Raw genomic sequence first — 18888 nt, forward strand, 5'->3', positions numbered from 1 at the left:
AACTGACTGGTGATAAAAAGTAAAAATTAGCAGCTACACCACAGGTGAATTTTGAAAAATACGATCACCTGTGGTGCTAGGATATCTTAATCAGCGGCTACGGAAAGTAATGCGTCCTTTTTCCGGATCATATGTAGTTAGCTCAACTGTAACCTTGTCTCCTGTCAGGATGCGGATATAGTTCTTGCGCATTTTTCCTGAGATATGAGCAGTGACAATGTGTCCGTTGTCTAATTCAACGCGAAACACAGTATTTGGCAGTGTTTCTAAAACAGTACCTTGCATTTCAAAATTAGTGTCTTCTTTGGCCATCTAATCCTCTAAATGTAACAACCATAGTTTTTAACCGGCAAGATAATGCCGAAAAACCATCACTATGTAAAGGAATGTCGTATTTTAAGCCATCATTTTACCTACGATACTATGATGGCTAGTGACATTCCCACCATGAACAGCATCTCTTTCTAAGAGATGATTATAAATCCAGCTTTTGTACAGACCAGCAGCCTGATTGCAATGACTGCTTTCTTAATTGATAAAGATACTGGAGAAACTTTTCTCTCGGAATATTTTTAGCGCCCAATGATTCTGTATGGTGATTTAACACCTGACAATCAAATAGTTGGCCGCCATGACGTAAAAAATGGTGATAGAATGCAACAAAAGCACACTTGGAAGCATTCTCCATTTTACTAAACATCGATTCACCACAAAATAGTGTACCGACACAAACGCCGTATAAACCACCCACAAGTTGATGGTCATGCCAGACTTCAATTGAATGGGCTAATCCTTCTTTATGTAAGGTTTGATAACCTTTTTGAACATCTGACCCAATCCAGGTGCCTTCTTGTCGTTGAGCACAATGATATATCACTTCATCAAAAGCATAGTTTACCGTAATTTGGTAAGTATGTTTGTGAATAAATCGACGTAGTGTTCGGCCAATATGCAATTCTCCTGGAATTAACACGGCCCTGGGATCGGGAGACCACCATAAAGGCGGCTCATCAGGCGAATACCACGGAAAAATCCCCCCATGATACGCTACTCGTAAACGTTCTGCACTTAGATCTCCGCCAAATGCCAATAAACCATTAGGTTCAACCAGCGCATTAGTGGGATGGGGGAATTCATATGAGTTACCCAGTTGAGCTATCGACATCAGTTGTATCACCTTTGCTCAGGATAGCTCTGTAGCTGATAAAATTGTTGCCGCTGATAAAATTGATAGTAACGCCCTTGTTGAGCCAGCAGCGCATCATGCTTACCTTGCTCGATAATGCGTCCTTCATCCATAACGCAGATTCGATCCATGAATTGTAAGCCTGTGAGTCGATGGGTAACGATAATCAAGGTTTTGTGCTGGCAACTACGGTGTAGCAGCGCCAGAATTTGCTGTTCTGTATCGGCATCAAGCCCTTCAGTTGGCTCATCCAGCAACATTAAAGGGGCATTGTGCAACAATGCTCTGGCAATACCCAGGCGCCGTTGTTCTCCCCCGGAAAGCTGACGTCCACCTTCTCCCATCCAACAGTTTAGCTTTTTATCAGTGTCTAACAAGTCTCCTAAACCTACTTGTTGCAGTACGGTTGTTAATTCAGCGTCATCAGCACCTGGTTTTGCCAATAAGAGATTTTCACGCAAAGTATGGCTAAAAACATGTATCCGCTGGGGAACGATAGACATCATTGAACGCAATGTTGACTCATCATAGTGGGCGATCGGGTGCTGATTGAGTTGAATCTCACCGCTATTGACATCCCAGGCCCGCGTCAATAATTGCAAAAGCGTGGATTTTCCGCACCCTGTCTTTCCCAGTAAAGCAAGATGTTCGCCGGATGTCAGGGATAGAGAGATATTTTTCAATACTGACTGTGGCTGGCCCGGGTAGGTGAAATCAACATTTTTTATTTCAAGGCTGAGATCGCTATTTGCTTGCGGTCCATGAGAAGGAAAGGTGACTTCCGGTTTTTGATTCATCAACTGAGAAACACGAGTCGCAGATGCAATGACTTGCCCCATGTGCTGGAATGCCACGGTGACTGGGCCAAGTGCTTCGAACGCAGCAAGGGTGCAAAATGTAAACAGTGCGATTAATGCGCCCGTCTGACTATTTTCTCCCACACCCGCCGCCGCTAGCCACAGTATCAGCGTCACTGTCATACCGGTGGAAAAAATCATGATAGCTTGTGAAAGGCCGGTCAAACCGGCTTGTTTTTGCTGGTTTTTCAACCAATCATTTTCAATCTCTGTCATGGATTGACGAAAGCGTTTGAGGGCACCAAACACACTTAATTCAGCTTGCCCCTGCAAGGCGCTGGTCAGTAATGTACGGTACTGACCGCGTTGTTGAGTCATGTTTCTGCCATAAGGTTTTCCTGCATGGTAAAATACGTAAGGTAATACCAGCAGCAACCCTAACATAATACCGCCAATAGTATAGGCGAGGGTGAAATCAAGGAAGCTCAGGCCGAATGTCAGAACGAGAATGACGACGAAAGCAGCGAGAACAGGGGAAATAACCCGCAGATACAAATGGTCCAGTGTTTCGACATCAGCAACAAGCCTATTTAGCAATTCACCTTGACGAAAACGAGCAATGCCTCCAGGAGAAAGAGGCAGTATTTTTTGAAACGCGAAAACACGTAAATGAGCTAATACCCGGAATGTTGCATCATGGCTGACAAGCCGCTCACCATAACGACCCGCAGTACGAAAAATGGCAGCACCGCGAACACCGGCGGCAGGCAGCATATAGTTAAACGTATATAACCCAGCGAATCCAGCCAGAGCTGTGCCGGCAAGGAACCAACCCGAGAGTGTTAGCAATCCAATACTGGCTAGCAGCGTCACAATCGCCAATAGCATACCTAAACTGATGAGAAGCCAATGGCGGCGATAGAGCGCGAGAAATGGAAGTAATACACGCATGATTAAAGCTCCACACTACGGTGAGATAACAAACGAGAAAATACACCCTGAGACCGGCTTAAAGTTTGATAATCACCTTGTTCTATAAGCAATCCATTTTCCATTACCCAAATCTGGTCATATGCCAGCGTTTCTTCTAGCAAGTGAGTAACCAGTAATGTGGTTTGTTGATGCGAGGCCTGATTTAAGGCCATCATCACACGCTGTTCGCTATGGGCATCAAGGCTGGCGGCGGGTTCATCCAATAGCAATAATTGGCAAGGATTTAACAACGCTCGCGCTAGCGCAATACGCTGGGCTTGCCCGACAGACAGACGAGCAGCATTGTCACCTATTACCGTATTAATACCATCTGGAAGGTCGTTAATAAACTCATTGACATAAGCCTGTTCCATCACATCATTGATTTGCTTTTGTGTTGCGTCATATTGACCAAGACGAATATTATCGAGCAGTGTCTGTTCTGGCAGGTGTGGGTTTTGCCCAACCCAACTTAAGCGTTCACGCCATTTGGTGAGGTTGAGTTCACGCAACTCAATGCCATTGATTTTCAAGGAACCATGATAAGGTAAAAATCCCAGCAATACATTGATTAATGAACTTTTTCCCGCTCCACTTTTTCCAACCAGAGCAATCCGTTGGCGCTTATCAATGGTAAAATTCAAAGGGCCAGCAAGACAATGTCCATCGTGGGACATAATTTCCAGTCCGTAGGCCTCAATGGTAACGGGTTCTTTATCTGATAGTATTTGCTCGCCACTCCTTGCGATCTGTTCTCCATCGCTGCTAAGTAAGGTGAAGAGAGATTCTGCCGCCCCTATTGCCTGAGCTTTGGCGTGATAAAACGTACCTAAATCGCGCAGTGGTTGAAAAAACTCGGGTGCGAGGATTAACGCGAGGAAACCTGCAAACAACGTAACACCTATGCCATAGCTACCAAAGTGCAATTCTCCTAAATAGGAAAAACCAAAATAAACAGCAACAACGGCAATAGAAATTGCGGCAAAAAATTCTAAAACCGCGGAAGATAAAAATGCCATGCGCAGAACTTCCATCGTTCTGCAGCGAAAACTTTCTGTTGATTCCGTGATTTGTTCAACTTCCGCTGCCCCTCGATGGAACAGGCGCAACGTTTCCAAACCCCGTAAACGATCGAGAAAATTACCGCTTAATCGGCTGAGAGCAACAAAATTGCGCCGATTAGCATCTGCGGCGCCTAAACCCACCAATGCCATAAATAGCGGAATCAAGGGTGCGGTTACAAATAAAATCAATCCTGCGGCCCAATTAATTGGAAATACAGTAATCAGGATTAAGATAGGGATCATCGTAGCAAGAGCAATTTGAGGTAGATAGCGAGAGTAGAAATCCTGCATGTCTTCTATCTGCTCCAGGATAATGGTTGCCCAACTTCCGGCAGGTTTCCCCTTAACCCCCATTGGACCTAGTTGTTCAAGTTTATCCAGTACCATATTGCGAATTTGTTGGCGTACAACTTTGCCACAAATAAATCCGACACGCTCCCGAACAGCATTGACAATCGCTCGTAATGCAAAAATAGCAGCCAACATTAGGAATTGGTCGATAAGGTTTTCACGGGGAACATTATCCATAATCAGGGCTTGCAGGATTGTCGCTAAGAGCCAAGCCTGGGAAATAATCAGTAATCCATTGATTAAGCCAAGGAACATTGATAAACGAAGCCACCGACGGGCAGGCGCAGTTTGCTGTTTCAGCCATCGAACCAGTTCAGATTGTCTTGTTTTGTCCATAAGAAAAATTTCTGATTAGCGGGTGATGATACGGAATATCAAAACAAGCTGTATGTTACCTGTTAAAAAGCGCTACCGGAATAGCGCTTTGGGAAAGATAGATTATTTAGTTGCCAGCCCGTCAAGGAAACGTTCAGCATCCAGTGCAGCCATACAGCCCGTGCCTGCTGAGGTGATAGCTTGGCGATACACATGATCCATCACATCTCCAGCGGCAAAGATACCAGGAATAGAAGTCTGGGTGGCATTACCATGCAAGCCAGATTGGACTTTGATATAGCCGTTTTCCAGTTCCAGCTGGTCATCAAAGATGCCTGTGTTTGGACTATGGCCGATGGCGATGAAAACACCGGTAACATCCAGTTTTTCGGTATTATCACTTTTCGTGTCGCGGATACGGATGCCAGTAACCCCCATATCGTCACCCAGAACTTCATCCAACGTACGATCAGTATGCAGAATAATGTTGCCGTTCTTCACTTTTTCCATCATACGGTCAATCAGGATTTTCTCTGAACGGAAAGTATCACGACGGTGAATCAAATGTACTTCAGAGGCAATGTTTGCCAAATACAGTGCTTCTTCAACGGCAGTATTGCCTCCACCGACTACAGCAACCTTTTGTTTGCGATAGAAAAATCCATCACATGTTGCACAGGCAGATACCCCACGACCTTTGAAAGCCGCCTCGGAAGGCAATCCGAGATAACGGGCTGATGCTCCTGTCGCGATGATTAAAGCATCACAGGTATATTCCTGATCATCACCCAATAAGCGGAATGGTCTGTTTGAGAAATCAACTTTCTGAATATGGTCAGAAATGATTTCTGTTTGAAATTTTTCGGCGTGTTGGAACATGCGCTCCATCAAGCCAGGGCCAGTCAGCCCTTCAGGATCTCCGGGCCAGTTCTCAACCTCAGTCGTGGTGGTCAATTGGCCGCCCTTTTCAACCCCGGTAATGAGGACGGGATTTAGATTAGCGCGGGCTGCATACACCGCAGCGGTATAGCCAGCAGGACCTGAGCCAAGAATGATAAGTTTACTGTGTTTGGCTGTGCTCATGAATACCTCATTTCCATTATCGCATATTGCAGATTTGGGGATTGTAGGAGAAATAATAAGTTAAAAAAAGCAATTATCAGATAAAATATTCATGTTATTAACGATTTTACCGATAGATAGTAACTATGATGTAATCGTATTGTAAGAGACGATTGTTTAACTTTCTGAATTGAACATCATTTATACATATGAGACATAAAACAAGCTATCGAAACGATTTACTGAAAATTTATTTGGCAGGTTGTTCTGATTTTTGTTCATTTACTTTGACAATCGGCTGTGCATTTGCGAAAACATCAGTGCAAGAGATAATTATCTCTCCTGCTAATCAATTGTTTCTATAAAATAGACAAACTAGGATGGGTGATTTTCTCATAGAATATAAAAATTGCCGTTAATTTGTTTCTGAAAAACTTAGTGTTTTGGGAGCTGGTATCTTAAGAAACCGTGTTCTGGGAAATGATGTTTCTGAGAGACAATGTTCTGGTAAATCGTGTCGTATTCCTAATGGATCCAAGTTGTCGTGCGGCGGCAAGGGAACAAACCCTCAAGCGCATAGAAACTAATATGAGTGATGAGTGGCTGATATATGAGTAACTGAGTGATTGGGGTGAGTGAGCACAGCTAACATAGCAGCAACTTGGAAGGCAAAAGGGATAATTAATCGAATTCTGGGAGATTATGGTCTGGGGAATCGTATTCTGGGAGATTGTTTCTAGAGTTGTAGTAGTTCTTAAACCTTGGTTGCAGATTGAGCGTTAACCTTTGAAGACATCTTTTCCAGCTCAACCGATTGAAAGAGATAGGGAAAATGTTTTAGGTGTAGGAATATTAAAGAGAGAGCAATAAGATGATAGATAATAAGAAGCGTCCAGGAAAAGATCTTGATCGTATAGATCGTAATATCCTTAACGAGTTGCAAAAAGATGGTCGTATTTCTAACGTGGAGTTATCCAAGAGAGTTGGTTTGTCACCCACACCTTGCTTGGAACGTGTGCGTCGTTTAGAGCGTCAGGGCTTTATCTCTGGCTATACGGCTTTGCTGAATCCTCATTATTTGGATGCATCATTGCTGGTATTTGTTGAAATTACGCTGAACCGGGGTGCAGCAGATGTATTTGAACAATTTAATACCGCTGTTCAGAAACTAGAAGAAATCCAAGAGTGTCATTTAGTTTCTGGTGATTTTGACTATTTGCTGAAAACACGCGTGCCAGATATGTCTGCATATCGTAAATTGCTCGGAGAAACTCTGTTACGTCTTCCTGGTGTTAATGACACCCGTACTTATGTTGTAATGGAAGAGGTGAAGCAGAGTAATCGTTTAGTGATTAAGACTCGCTAAACTTTCATCTAAAATGTACAGATGCAAAACAGGAAAAACTTAGGTACACTCCTGTTTATGCATACAGTTTCAACGCTGAGCTACCCTCAGCGTTGTTCCGTTTAATCAACAGAAAAACCTGGAGAGCCTTTCTTGAACCAGGAATATACAGAAGACAAACGTGTTAAATTAAAGAAGATAAGTAGTGGCCGCCGGTTTCTGGAAGCCGTTTTGTTGGTTATTGCTATCTGTGCTGTGTACTTGATGGTAGCGCTTATCAGCTTCAATCCATCTGATCCCAGTTGGTCACAGACGTCATGGCATGAACCCGTCCACAATTGGGGAGGCAGTGTTGGTGCCTGGTTATCTGACACGCTATTCTCGGCATTTGGTATTCTTGCCTATGCAGTCCCGCCCTTTATGTTGTTAGGTTGCTGGAATGCTTTCCGTCAGAAAGATAGGCAAGAGTACATTGATTTCTTCACACTTGCATTACGCGTTATTGGTGCTTTAGCCCTGATACTGACGTCATGTGGTTTGGCTGCCCTCAATATTGATGATTTAAATGACTTTGCTGCGGGCGGAGTCATTGGTAATTTATTCAGCAATGCGATTCTGCCCTGGTTTAGCACCCTGGGGGCAACATTGGCCCTGCTTGGTATTTGGATCGTTGGATTCACATTGTTTACAGGGTGGTCATGGCTTACGATTGCAGAAAAAATTGGTGCAGTTATTCTGGATTCACTGAGTTTTGTCGTCAATCGTGGCCGCAATCATGTTGAATATGACGAAAACAATTTAGAGAATACGTTAGGTTCTGAACTTTCAGCCAGTGAACAAAAACCCGCAGGGCAGGCAGATAAACCTGAAATCGTTAAATCTGCGGTTGCTACTGAAATGCCAGACGCAGATGAAGATGATGTATTATTGACAGCGCCAACATTAACCGAATTAGCTAATACAGATTCAGCGTTACAACCTGCAGCCGCTTCTCCAACCTCTCCAGCATTGGATCAATTTCAGGAACAGGAACCGGTTCGCTATTCTTTTGAATTACCGGATGATGACCAATCAGATACCAATCCACAATCCGATGACTCGTCTCAGGCGATTTCAAATCTATCCACAAACAGTTCTGCTGACACAAATACGCATTCACAAGATGATGTAACAGAGACATTTACTCTTCCTGCAAATGATCATGTTCATTTGAAAGATACGGCAGCGGATATTGCGAGTTCTGCTGTTGTGGTAAAGAATCCACAGATTAAACAAGGTATTGGACCTGAAATGCCACGCCCTAATCCTGTTAGGATCCCAACCCGTCGCGAATTATATGGTATAAAAGTGCCTTCTCACCGCTTGGCAGAACACATGCAACGGAAAGAAGAGGAGAGGCTGAATGAGTTGGTTGCAGAAGCTAATGAACAGCGAATGGATGCCCAACAGCAAGACATGTTGCGTCAGCAATTCCTCTATCAGCAACGTGAGCGCTATGGTGTTGATTTTGAGGAAGGAAACAGAGAGTCAGCGTCTCGTGAAGCAAGTACGCTGATACATAAGCAACCAACGGCGGCTGATGAGTGTACGAAAAATAGCGCAGATAGCCAGATCATAGGCGAACAAATAGTAAACGAACAGCCGATAGACGTACAAAAAGCACAGGAAGAAGCGTTGCGGATAGCATTTAAGCAACAGCAACGTGAACGTTACCAAGTAAATCAACCTGCGCCTACTGAATCTGTACTTATGCCAACAGAGCCACTGAATCAACAAGCTCAGGAAAAAAATATAGCGACGGCGCTTGATTCTCACGAATCGAGAAATCAGCATATTTTTGCGCAGCAACCGCAGCAACCGCAGCAACCGCAGCAACCGCAGCAAGATAGCCTGTTCCATCCATTTTTGATGCGCAATGATCAGCCATTACCAAAGCCAACGACGCCGATGCCTTCTTTGGATCTTTTGGCAGAACCACCAGCGGAAGAAGAACCGGTTGATATGTTTGCGCTTGAGCAAACCTCTCGTTTAATTGAAGCGCGTTTGAATGATTATCGCGTTAAAGCGGATGTTGTTGGATTCTCTCCAGGGCCTGTTATCACACGATTTGAATTGGATTTAGCTCCTGGAGTGAAAGCTTCGCGTATTTCTAACTTATCACGCGACCTCGCGCGTTCGCTTTCAGCGGTAGCCGTCCGTATCGTGGAAGTTATTCCGGGACGACCTTATGTTGGTTTGGAATTACCCAATAAAAAACGCCAAACAGTTTATCTGCGGGAAGTTTTGGACTGTGAGAAATTCCGTGATAACCCATCACCGTTAACCATCGTCTTAGGAAAAGACATTGCAGGGCAGCCGGTTGTGGCTGATTTGGGTAAGATGCCTCACTTATTGGTAGCAGGAACGACGGGTTCGGGGAAATCGGTAGGGGTCAATGCGATGATCCTCAGCATTCTGTATAAAGCGAAACCAGAGGATGTTCGCTTTATTATGATTGACCCGAAAATGCTTGAGTTATCGGTTTACGAGGGCATTCCACATTTATTGACTGAAGTTGTCACCGATATGAAAGATGCAGCCAATGCATTGCGTTGGTGTGTAAATGAAATGGAGCGACGTTATAAGTTGATGTCAGCTTTGGGGGTGCGCAATATTGCGGGCTATAACGACAAGATCAAGCAAGCCGAAAATATGGGGCGACCGATCCCTGATCCGTTCTGGAAACCCGGTGACAGTATGGATACAACGCATCCTATGCTGAAAAAAGAGCCTTATATTGTTGTTATGGTTGATGAATTTGCCGACTTAATGATGACAGTCGGGAAAAAGGTGGAAGAATTAATTGCACGCTTGGCTCAGAAAGCACGGGCAGCAGGTATCCACTTAGTATTGGCAACTCAGCGCCCTTCTGTTGATATTATCACCGGACTGATTAAGGCAAATATTCCGACACGTATTGCATTTACAGTATCCAGTAAAATAGATTCCCGTACCATTCTTGATCAAGGTGGTGCAGAATCATTGCTTGGTATGGGGGACATGCTTTATTTGGCACCAAACTCTTCCATTCCTGTACGTGTTCATGGTGCATTCGTGCGCGATCAAGAAGTGCATGAAGTTGTGAATGACTGGAAAGCTCGTGGCCGCCCTCAATATATAGACAGTATTGTCAAAGGGGGAGAAGATGGTGAAGGCAGTATGGGATTTGATAGCGATGAAGAGCTAGATCCCCTGTTTGATCAAGCGGTTGAATTTGTGGTCGAAAAACGTCGTGTCTCTATTTCGGGCGTGCAACGTCAATTCCGGATTGGATATAACCGGGCAGCCCGGATTGTCGAACAAATGGAAGCACAACAGATAGTGAGTGCACCTGGGCATAATGGCAATCGTGAAGTTTTGGCACCTCCGCCCCATGAACATTAATTATCGCTGTGAAATGTAAACAGTATCGGCAATTGATAGCTGATAATAAAACGAATTGAAGGTATCTCACACATGAAAAAACTGATGTTGATTGGTTGCCTGATGATGGGGGTGAGCATAGGTTTTGCTTGGGCTGATGCGCCACAGGATTTGCAAGGGCGTTTGGGAAAGGTGAATAGTTTTCATGCCAGTTTTACTCAAACAGTGACTAGCAATGATGGTTCAACGGTCCAAAAAGGAGAGGGAGAACTTTGGATCAAACGCCCTAATTTGTTTAACTGGCATATGACATCACCTGATGAGAGTGTTTTGGTTTCTGATGGTAAGACGCTGTGGTTTTATAATCCTTTTGTTGAACAGGTGACGGCGAATTGGTTAAAAGAAGTAACGGGAAACACGCCATTTATGCTGATTGCCCGCAATGATCCTGCCGACTGGAAACAGTACAAGGTTATGCAAAACGGTAATAGCTTTGAGCTGACGCCTCATCGTACCAATGGCAATTTAAAACATTTTTCAATTACTGTGACACCAGAAGGAACAATCCAAAAATTTACTGCTGTTGAACAGGATGGGCAAAAGAGTGCTTACCAGTTGAAAGGGCAGCAAAATGTAAACGTGGATACGGAGAAATTCAAATTTACCGTACCGGAAGGTGTCACGCTGGATGATCAACGCCAGTGAGGTTTAAGTGGACAATCTTTCTCTCGATTTTTCACAAAATGAATTTCAGCCACTGGCCGCAAGAATGCGGCCAGTCACATTAGATCAATATATCGGTCAGCAACACTTACTGGCGGAAGGAAAACCTTTGCCGCGAGCCATCCGAGCCGGTCATCTTCATTCCATGATTTTATGGGGACCGCCCGGAACAGGAAAAACAACACTGGCTGAAATTATTGGATATTACGCGCAAGCTGATATTGAGCGTATTTCAGCAGTCACTTCTGGCATAAAAGAAATTCGTGAAGCCATAGAAAGAGCACGACAAAATCGTAATTCAGGGCGTAGAACCATCTTATTTGTTGATGAAGTTCATCGATTTAATAAAAGTCAGCAGGATGCGTTTTTACCACATATTGAAGACGGTACAATCACATTTATTGGTGCAACTACCGAAAATCCCTCCTTCGAATTAAATTCAGCTTTGTTGTCACGGACCCGTGTCTATTTATTGAAATCACTTTCGAAGGCAGAAATTGAACAGGTACTTATTCAGGCCATTAATGATACAGAGCATGGCATTGGCGGGCAAAATATCGTATTACCAGATAATACTCGCCAGATGATAGCAGAGCTTGTGGCAGGAGATGCACGCCGCTCACTGAATTTGCTGGAAATGATGTCAGACATGGCAGAAAGCAATGCGCAAGCGCAACGGGTTTTGACGCCGGAATTACTGAAAGAAGTGAGCGGGGAAAGAAGTGCCAGGTTTGATAATAAAGGTGATCGATATTACGATTTAATTTCTGCTTTGCATAAATCAATCCGTGGTTCAGCACCTGATGCCGCGCTTTACTGGTACGCCCGAATTATTACCGCAGGCGGTGATCCCCTTTATGTTGCCCGTCGGTTACTGGCAATTGCTTCTGAAGATGTGGGTAATGCTGATCCACGCGCAATGCAGATCGCTATTGCTGCATGGGATTGTTTTACGCGTGTAGGAGCGGCTGAAGGGGAAAGGGCGATCGCACAGGCAATTGTTTATCTTGCTTGTGCACCGAAAAGTAATGCTGTTTATACCGCATTCAAGGCAGCTATGGCGGATGCGCAAAACAAACCGGATTATGACGTTCCTGCCCATCTACGTAATGCCCCGACTACGCTGATGAAGGAAATTGGATTTGGTGAAGAGTATCGCTACGCCCATGATGAAGCGAATGCGTATGCCGCCGGTGAAGTCTATTTTCCGCCAGAAATGCCACAAACACGTTATTATTATCCGACTGCCAGAGGGCTGGAGGGTAAGATAGGTGAAAAGTTAAACTGGTTAATGGAACAGGATCAAAATAGCCCAATAAAACGCTATCGTTAATTTTCCTGTTACGGTAAGGTTTATATCCAACAATGCCAAATTACAGCGAAAAGCTGTAGTTTTTGACGATTCTTCAATAACCATATTTTCAATAACAACAAGCACAGGACTAGCATGCTCGATCCAAATATACTGCGTAATGAGCTAGACGCAGTCGCCGAAAAACTGGCTCGCAGGGGATATACCCTTGATGTGGAGATGCTGCGCAAACTAGAAGAGCGCCGCAAAGTTTTACAAGTTGAAACTGAAACCCTGCAAGCAGAACGTAATTCCCGATCGAAGGCTATTGGTGCAGCGAAAGCCCGTGGTGAAGATATTGAACCACTGCGTCACGAAGTGAATCAATTGGGAGAAAAATTGGATTCAGCAAAAGCTGAACTGGAAACGTTGCAGGCTGAAATCCGTAATATCGCATTAAGCATGCCGAATATCCCAGATGATTCTTGTCCGGACGGAAAAGATGACAGTGATAACCTGGAAATTAGCCGTTGGGGTGAACCACGCCAATATGACTTTGAAATCAAAGACCATGTATTTCTGGGTGAACTGACAGGCGGCCTTGATTTTGCGGCTGCGGTTAAATTAACTGGCTCACGTTTTGTCGTTATGAAAGGGCAGATCGCTCGTCTGCACCGTGCCATCGCCCAGTTCATGCTGGATCTGCATACAGAGCAGCATGGTTATCTGGAAACTTACGTTCCTTATCTGGTTAACCATGATTCTTTATATGGTACAGGTCAGTTACCTAAATTTGGTGAAGATCTGTTCCATACCAGACCATTGGAAGAAGAATCTGGCAGTCATTATGCTTTGATTCCAACAGCGGAAGTCCCGGTCACTAACTTAGTTCGTGATGAAATTTTGGATGAAAGCGTATTGCCATTGAAGATGACGGCGCATACACCTTGCTTCCGTTCTGAAGCCGGTTCTTATGGCCGTGATACCCGTGGCCTTATTCGTATGCACCAGTTTGATAAAGTTGAGTTGGTTCAAATTGTTCATCCAGAAAAATCCATGGAAGCTCTGGAAGAATTAACAGGGCACGCTGAGAAAGTATTACAGTTACTGAATCTTCCTTACCGTAAAATGTTGCTGTGCACGGGTGACATGGGGGCAAGCGCAAGAAAAACTTACGATTTGGAAGTTTGGCTACCGGCGCAAAATACTTACCGTGAAATTTCCTCTTGTTCTAACATGTGGGATTTTCAGGCTCGCCGTATGCAAGCGCGTTTCCGTGGTAAAGATGACAAGAAAACTCAGTTGGTACATACATTGAATGGTTCTGGTCTTGCGGTAGGACGTACTCTGGTTGCTGTGATGGAAAACTATCAGCAAGCAGATGGCCGCATTGAAATCCCAGAAGTATTGCGTCCTTATATGAATGGATTGGAATATATTGGCTAATTCCATTGATTCTTAATAGAAAGAGCGCCGAATGTGGCGCTTTTTTTACGAGTACTATCATAAGTTAACTTGTCACAGTGACATCATCTTTCTGAGTTTCTTTTTTATAAAAAACACTGCGACAGGAGATATAAGATGTTGCCAGGCTCAATGGAACTGTGAATAGGATTCTTAAGAACAGAGGGAGCGTAAAAATTATCAGAACAGAAATAAGGTATTCCTAATATTTTTATTCCACAAACAATGATACCGATTGCCAATAAAGCACTACATTTATCGTGAAGGCAATGAATAACCTCCCGAACTTAAATTTACCAGTCATTCTTTGCGTTTCACAAATGGTAATAATTCCAGCAGAGAATAACGGATCCAATAAATTAAACAGGAGAAAGCCAAAATCAGGAATGAAAAGACTTAAATTAATAACACCATAGATAATCCCCATCAGCACCGGCATACCAAGTTTGGGACAAAAAGTGTCATTGAATAGTAATAAAAAAGCGCTAAAAATAGCGCTTTTTACATATCAATATCTATTGGAAAATATTTAATTGATTAAGTGAGATTTTGTCTCTTGGGTTTTTGGCGCATAAAAAATGCTGCGATAAGTGGTATAATAGGTCGCCATAAACATAGGTAAAGTAACAAGCAAACCTAAACCAAGTGGAATTGCAGAAATAAACATCAGAATGCCCATCAGTAAGAAGAACAGAAAACCACCGAATAGATTTTTCTTTACTGCACTCAAGCTCATTGATACTGCTTCGCCAAATTTTAAATCATTAATGATAATCAGAGCAGGAGCAAACCAGCTAAATGCAAGGGCAATGATGCTAAAGAACAACACAACCAGCAGTGCCAGCGTTAAAGTAGAAAGACCACCCATTATTAGCATTGGGTCTGATTCCGGTCCTGCCAAGAATACTTGAATTAGGCTGGTTCCTCCAAGCACAAAAGCCGCAATGACACCCAGTATATATATGCCAATGACAAGCCCGCCAACAGCCACTAATGAGCCAAATTTATTCTTAAACCCATGGAAAAGTAATTCTATGTCAAAATCACCGGTTGTTCGTTGTTTTTCACTGGCGGCGATAAATCCAGCAATAAAGACTGAACCAAACAGAACTGTGACAAGACTAACGATAGGTATGAATTGTAAAATTGCTATGATGACGAAATAGATTAAATATAACAATATCCATTTCAATGGCTTTGCTTTAAACATTTCCCATGCATTACCAATCCATTCTGTAGCAGCTCCGGCTCCTACGGCACGACCGCCTGGAATGAATGTATCTTTTTCCTTGCTCAGGGAGATGTTGTTCTCTCCTGAATTGAGATTCATATCTTGAGTATCCATATTTTTCCGATTTATTTTATTGGCTGGCAATGACTGAATTGATTTTTCTCTATTTCATTAACACAAATCGTTATAGAAAACGGGGAGGATTATCATATAAAAATTATTAATCAACAAGTATTAATTTTAATCCTTATCGGTGGGTAAAGAGGTGTTTATATCGGTAATAATGAATACGCGCGACTTATTTTATTAATTATTCTGATGTGATTTTGGCTTAATTTCCTAATTTATCTTTACATAAAGTAAATGATTTTATTTTTTCTATCAGATATTGTGTGTTTTTAGAATAAAATATTTTACACATTGTGAGTAAGTTGTTCTGATTTAAGGTTTACTTTGATCATATCAGGTGTATCCAGCCTGATATGATCAAAGTTTGCAACGTTCATAGAGGGAACAAACAATGTAAGTGGAAATGAATCTAATAAATCACGTGGTGCCCATAACTTCTTAAAATTTCTTTTACCCGCTCCATTGTTTCTTTTGGAGGAGGTTTGACACCTTCCAGTTTATAGTCTTCTCCCATAGCAATCCATTTATGTTTACCCAGTTCGTGGTAAGGTAATAACTCTATTTTTTCAATATTTTTCATGTCCTTGGTAAACTCACCCAGTAAATGAACGGATTGATCATCATCAGACCAACCAGGAACAACCACATAACGGACCCAGGTTTTCTGATTGCGTTTTGCCAGATAACGTGCAAATTCGAGGGTTCGATGATTGGACACGCCAATTAATTTTTGGTGAATATCATCATTAAGTTGTTTTAAATCCAGCATAACCAGATCGGTAGCATCCAGTAGTTCATCAATCACCGGATCGTAACGGCGAACAAAGCCATTGGTATCCAGGCAAGTGTGAATGCCTTCTTCATGGCAAGCCCTGAACCAGTCACGAACAAATTCGGCCTGAAGAATGGCTTCACCACCGGAAGCGGTAACTCCACCCCCCGAAGCATTCATAAAATGGCGATAGGTCGTAGCTTCTTTTATTAATTCTTCAACTGTTACCGTTTTTCCGCCATGGGTATCCCAGGTATCGCGGTTATGGCAATAGAGGCAGCGCATCAGGCAACCCTGGAAAAACGCGATAAAGCGGATACCGGGACCATCTACGGTTCCGCAAGATTCAAAAGAGTGGATACGACCAAGTACGGACATAAAAGGACTTCTCCAAAACTAGCAAGCTAATAAAGGCCCCCAGGTATTAGGGTGCCTTTATTGTCTGTCATTTTTAATAATTACATGGTTTGAGTAAATGTACGGGTAATAACATCTCGTTGCTGTTCTTTCGTCAAAGAATTAAACCGCACAGCGTAACCCGAGACGCGAATCGTCAATTGCGGGTATTTCTCAGGATTTTCCATGGCATCCAACAGCATTTCACGGTTCATTACGTTAATGTTTAAATGCTGTCCACCTTCGATATCTGCTTCGTGATGGAAATAACCATCCATCAGACCCGCTAGATTTGCTTTACGGACTTCATCATCTTTACCCAGTGCATTAGGTACGATAGAGAAAGTGTATGAAATACCGTCTTTGGCATAAGCAAACGGCAGTTTAGCGACCGAAGTCAATGAAGCAACTGCCCCTTTTTGATCGCGTCCGTGCATTGGGTTGGCACCAGGTCCAAATGGTGCGCCAGCACGACGTCCATCAGGGGTATTCCCCGTTTTCTTACCATAAACCACGTTTGAGGTAATGGTCAGTACAGACTGGGTTGGAACAGCATTGCGATATGTTTGCAGCTTCTGAATTTTCTTCATGAAACGTTTAACCAGATCACACGCGATATCATCGACACGCTGATCGTTGTTACCGAATTGTGGGTATTCACCTTCAATGTTGAAATCAATTGCCAGACCATCTTCATCGCGGATTGGGGAAACTTTCGCATATTTAATGGCAGATAATGAGTCAGCAGCAACAGAGAGACCGGCGATACCACATGCCATGGTACGGTATACATCACGATCGTGCAGTGCCATTAATGAAGCTTCATAGCTGTATTTATCATGCATATAGTGGATGATATTCAGGGCAGTGACATACTGTTTTGCCAGCCAGTCCATGAAATGATCCATCCGTGCCATAACCTTGTCATAATCCAGCACAGCGTCTTTCATTGGCTCTTCTTTCGGGCCAACCTGCATTTTCATTTTTTCATCCACACCGCCGTTGATGGCATATAGCATGGTTTTTGCAAGGTTTGCACGGGCACCAAAGAACTGCATTTGTTTACCAACCACCATTGGGCTGACACAGCACGCGATAGCGTAATCATCGCTGTTGAAATCAGGGCGCATCAGGTCGTCATTTTCGTATTGCAGGGATGAAGTATCGATTGAAACTTTTGCTGCAAACTTTTTAAAGTCAGTGGGCAGTTTTTCAGACCACAGGATGGTCATGTTAGGCTCTGGGGATGGTCCCATGGTATATAGCGTATGCAGGAAACGGAAACTGTTTTTGGTGACCAGAGTACGTCCATCCAAACCCATACCTGCCAGTGATTCGGTTGCCCAAATTGGGTCACCAGAGAACAGTTCATCATATTCTGGAGTACGCAGGAAACGTACCATACGCAGTTTCATGACTAAATGGTCGATCAGTTCTTGGGCTTGTTGTTCAGTCAACTTACCTGCCTGGATATCACGTTCGATGTAGATATCCAGGAAGGTGGAAACACGACCAAAGGACATTGCAGCCCCGTTTTGGGATTTAACGGCTGCCAGATAGGCGAAATAAGTCCATTGCACGGCTTGTTGGGCATTGGTAGCGGGATTGGCAATATCATAGCCATATTTAGCTGCCATCTCTTTGATTTGGCCAAGTGCGCGATGTTGTTCAACCAGTTCTTCGCGCAGACGAATGGTTGCTTCCAAATCCTCGCCATTTTCCAGTTTTTCCTGTAGGGAAGTGAATTGGGCAAATTTCTCATCACGCAGAAAGTCGATACCATACAACGCAACGCGACGGTAATCACCGATGATGCGCCCACGGCCATAGGCATCAGGCAAGCCAGTCAATACACCAGATTTACGGCATTTCAGGATATCAGGGGTGTAGACATCAAATACCCCCTGATTATGAGTCTTACGATACTCAGTGAAAATTTGTTTCAGTGTTGGGTCCAGTTCACGGTTGTAGGCTTTACAAGAACTTTCAACCATTTTAATGCCACCAAATGGAATAATGGCACGTTTCAGGGGCGCTTCGGTTTGCAGACCAACGATTTGCTCCAGATCTTTTTCAATATAGCCCGCATCATGAGAGGTAATTGTAGACGCAATGTCAGTATCAAAGTCTAGCGGCGCATGGGTGAGGTTTTCGATTTTGATACCTTCCATGACTTTTTCCCACAAAGCTTTTGTCGCTTCTGTGGCACCCGCAAGGAATGATTCATTACCTTCATACGGGGTATAGTTTTTCTGAATGAAATCACGGACGTTGACTTCATTCTGCCAGCTACCCTCGTTAAAGCCTTGCCATGCTACTGAGAATTTTTCGTTTAACTCGGACATGATACTTCTACCTTTTAACAGTGGAATTTTTAAGAAATCTGAC

General features: G+C 43.5%; 13 protein-coding genes. 5 read left to right on the plus strand and 8 right to left on the minus strand.

Features of this window, described 5'->3' with window-relative positions; translation table 11 throughout:
* Nucleotides 1-90 precede the first annotated feature (90 nt).
* The 5 genes from infA to trxB all read right to left on the minus strand — a co-directional run bounded on the left by infA (nucleotide 91) and on the right by trxB (nucleotide 5768).
* Nucleotides 91-312, minus strand: a complete 222-nt coding sequence (gene infA, locus AAY47_RS05080; RefSeq protein WP_047767507.1) for a translation initiation factor IF-1 — start codon at nucleotides 310-312, stop codon at nucleotides 91-93.
* A 163-nt stretch (nucleotides 313-475) separates the two neighbouring features.
* Nucleotides 476-1165 carry a leucyl/phenylalanyl-tRNA--protein transferase gene (aat, locus tag AAY47_RS05085; protein ID WP_047767516.1) on the minus strand — a complete coding sequence of 230 codons (690 nt, stop codon included), beginning with the start codon at nucleotides 1163-1165 and terminating at the stop codon, nucleotides 476-478.
* 8 nt (nucleotides 1166-1173) lie between these two features.
* Nucleotides 1174-2934 carry a heme ABC transporter ATP-binding protein/permease CydC gene (gene cydC, locus AAY47_RS05090; RefSeq protein WP_047767519.1) on the minus strand — a complete coding sequence of 587 codons (1761 nt, stop codon included), beginning with the start codon at nucleotides 2932-2934 and terminating at the stop codon, nucleotides 1174-1176.
* Nucleotides 2935-2936: 2 nt separating this feature from the next.
* Complete coding sequence (gene cydD, locus AAY47_RS05095; RefSeq protein WP_047767520.1) at nucleotides 2937-4706, minus strand: heme ABC transporter permease/ATP-binding protein CydD; 1770 nt, start codon at nucleotides 4704-4706, stop codon at nucleotides 2937-2939.
* Between the two features lie 102 nt (nucleotides 4707-4808).
* Nucleotides 4809-5768 carry a thioredoxin-disulfide reductase gene (gene trxB, locus AAY47_RS05100; protein ID WP_047767522.1) on the minus strand — a complete coding sequence of 320 codons (960 nt, stop codon included), beginning with the start codon at nucleotides 5766-5768 and terminating at the stop codon, nucleotides 4809-4811.
* 850 nt (nucleotides 5769-6618) lie between these two features.
* Between trxB and lrp the strand changes: the two genes are divergently transcribed.
* The 5 genes from lrp (at nucleotide 6619) to serS (ending at nucleotide 13954) form a co-directional block, all read left to right on the plus strand.
* Nucleotides 6619-7113: a leucine-responsive transcriptional regulator Lrp gene (lrp, locus tag AAY47_RS05105; protein ID WP_004256338.1), complete on the plus strand. Its 495-nt coding sequence runs from the start codon at nucleotides 6619-6621 to the stop codon at nucleotides 7111-7113.
* Nucleotides 7114-7245: 132 nt separating this feature from the next.
* Nucleotides 7246-10515 (plus strand): DNA translocase FtsK 4TM domain-containing protein, encoded by a 3270-nt coding sequence (locus AAY47_RS05110; protein ID WP_047767526.1) that lies wholly within the window; start codon nucleotides 7246-7248, stop codon nucleotides 10513-10515.
* Nucleotides 10516-10587: 72 nt separating this feature from the next.
* Entirely contained in the window at nucleotides 10588-11199 is a 612-nt protein-coding gene (gene lolA, locus AAY47_RS05115; protein WP_047767528.1) for an outer membrane lipoprotein chaperone LolA, read from the plus strand.
* 7 nt (nucleotides 11200-11206) lie between these two features.
* On the plus strand, nucleotides 11207-12550 hold the full coding sequence (locus tag AAY47_RS05120) for a replication-associated recombination protein A (RefSeq protein ID WP_047767530.1): 1344 nt from the start codon (nucleotides 11207-11209) through the stop codon (nucleotides 12548-12550).
* A 114-nt stretch (nucleotides 12551-12664) separates the two neighbouring features.
* Entirely contained in the window at nucleotides 12665-13954 is a 1290-nt protein-coding gene (gene serS, locus AAY47_RS05125) for a serine--tRNA ligase (RefSeq protein WP_047767533.1), read from the plus strand.
* 547 nt (nucleotides 13955-14501) lie between these two features.
* Here serS and AAY47_RS05135 read toward each other — a convergent pair.
* The 3 genes from AAY47_RS05135 to pflB form a co-directional block, all read right to left on the minus strand.
* On the minus strand, nucleotides 14502-15317 hold the full coding sequence (locus AAY47_RS05135) for a BPSS1780 family membrane protein (protein WP_047767537.1): 816 nt from the start codon (nucleotides 15315-15317) through the stop codon (nucleotides 14502-14504).
* A 424-nt stretch (nucleotides 15318-15741) separates the two neighbouring features.
* Complete coding sequence (gene pflA, locus AAY47_RS05140) at nucleotides 15742-16482, minus strand: pyruvate formate lyase 1-activating protein (protein ID WP_047767539.1); 741 nt, start codon at nucleotides 16480-16482, stop codon at nucleotides 15742-15744.
* A gap of 80 nt (nucleotides 16483-16562) precedes the next feature.
* A complete protein-coding gene (gene pflB / locus AAY47_RS05145) occupies nucleotides 16563-18845 on the minus strand; it encodes a formate C-acetyltransferase (RefSeq protein WP_047767541.1) in 2283 nt (760 codons plus the stop codon).
* Between the last annotated feature and the right edge of the window lie 43 nt (nucleotides 18846-18888).

Origin of the sequence: Xenorhabdus griffiniae (assembly GCF_001028135.1) — a bacterium.
Classification (GTDB): domain Bacteria; phylum Pseudomonadota; class Gammaproteobacteria; order Enterobacterales; family Enterobacteriaceae; genus Xenorhabdus; species Xenorhabdus bakwenae.

Excerpts from the sequence above, each read along its gene's own strand:
- infA (WP_047767507.1), bottom strand. The coding sequence starts at position 312 with ATGGCCAAAGAAGACACTAATTTTGAAATGCAAGGTACTGTTTTAGAA.
- aat (WP_047767516.1), bottom strand. The coding sequence starts at position 1,165 with ATGTCGATAGCTCAACTGGGTAACTCATATGAATTCCCCCATCCCACT.
- cydC (WP_047767519.1), bottom strand. The coding sequence starts at position 2,934 with ATGCGTGTATTACTTCCATTTCTCGCGCTCTATCGCCGCCATTGGCTT.
- cydD (WP_047767520.1), bottom strand. The coding sequence starts at position 4,706 with ATGGACAAAACAAGACAATCTGAACTGGTTCGATGGCTGAAACAGCAA.
- trxB (WP_047767522.1), bottom strand. The coding sequence starts at position 5,768 with ATGAGCACAGCCAAACACAGTAAACTTATCATTCTTGGCTCAGGTCCT.
- lrp (WP_004256338.1), top strand. The coding sequence starts at position 6,619 with ATGATAGATAATAAGAAGCGTCCAGGAAAAGATCTTGATCGTATAGAT.
- lolA (WP_047767528.1), top strand. The coding sequence starts at position 10,588 with ATGAAAAAACTGATGTTGATTGGTTGCCTGATGATGGGGGTGAGCATA.
- serS (WP_047767533.1), top strand. The coding sequence starts at position 12,665 with ATGCTCGATCCAAATATACTGCGTAATGAGCTAGACGCAGTCGCCGAA.
- AAY47_RS05135 (WP_047767537.1), bottom strand. The coding sequence starts at position 15,317 with ATGGATACTCAAGATATGAATCTCAATTCAGGAGAGAACAACATCTCC.
- pflA (WP_047767539.1), bottom strand. The coding sequence starts at position 16,482 with ATGTCCGTACTTGGTCGTATCCACTCTTTTGAATCTTGCGGAACCGTA.
- pflB (WP_047767541.1), bottom strand. The coding sequence starts at position 18,845 with ATGTCCGAGTTAAACGAAAAATTCTCAGTAGCATGGCAAGGCTTTAAC.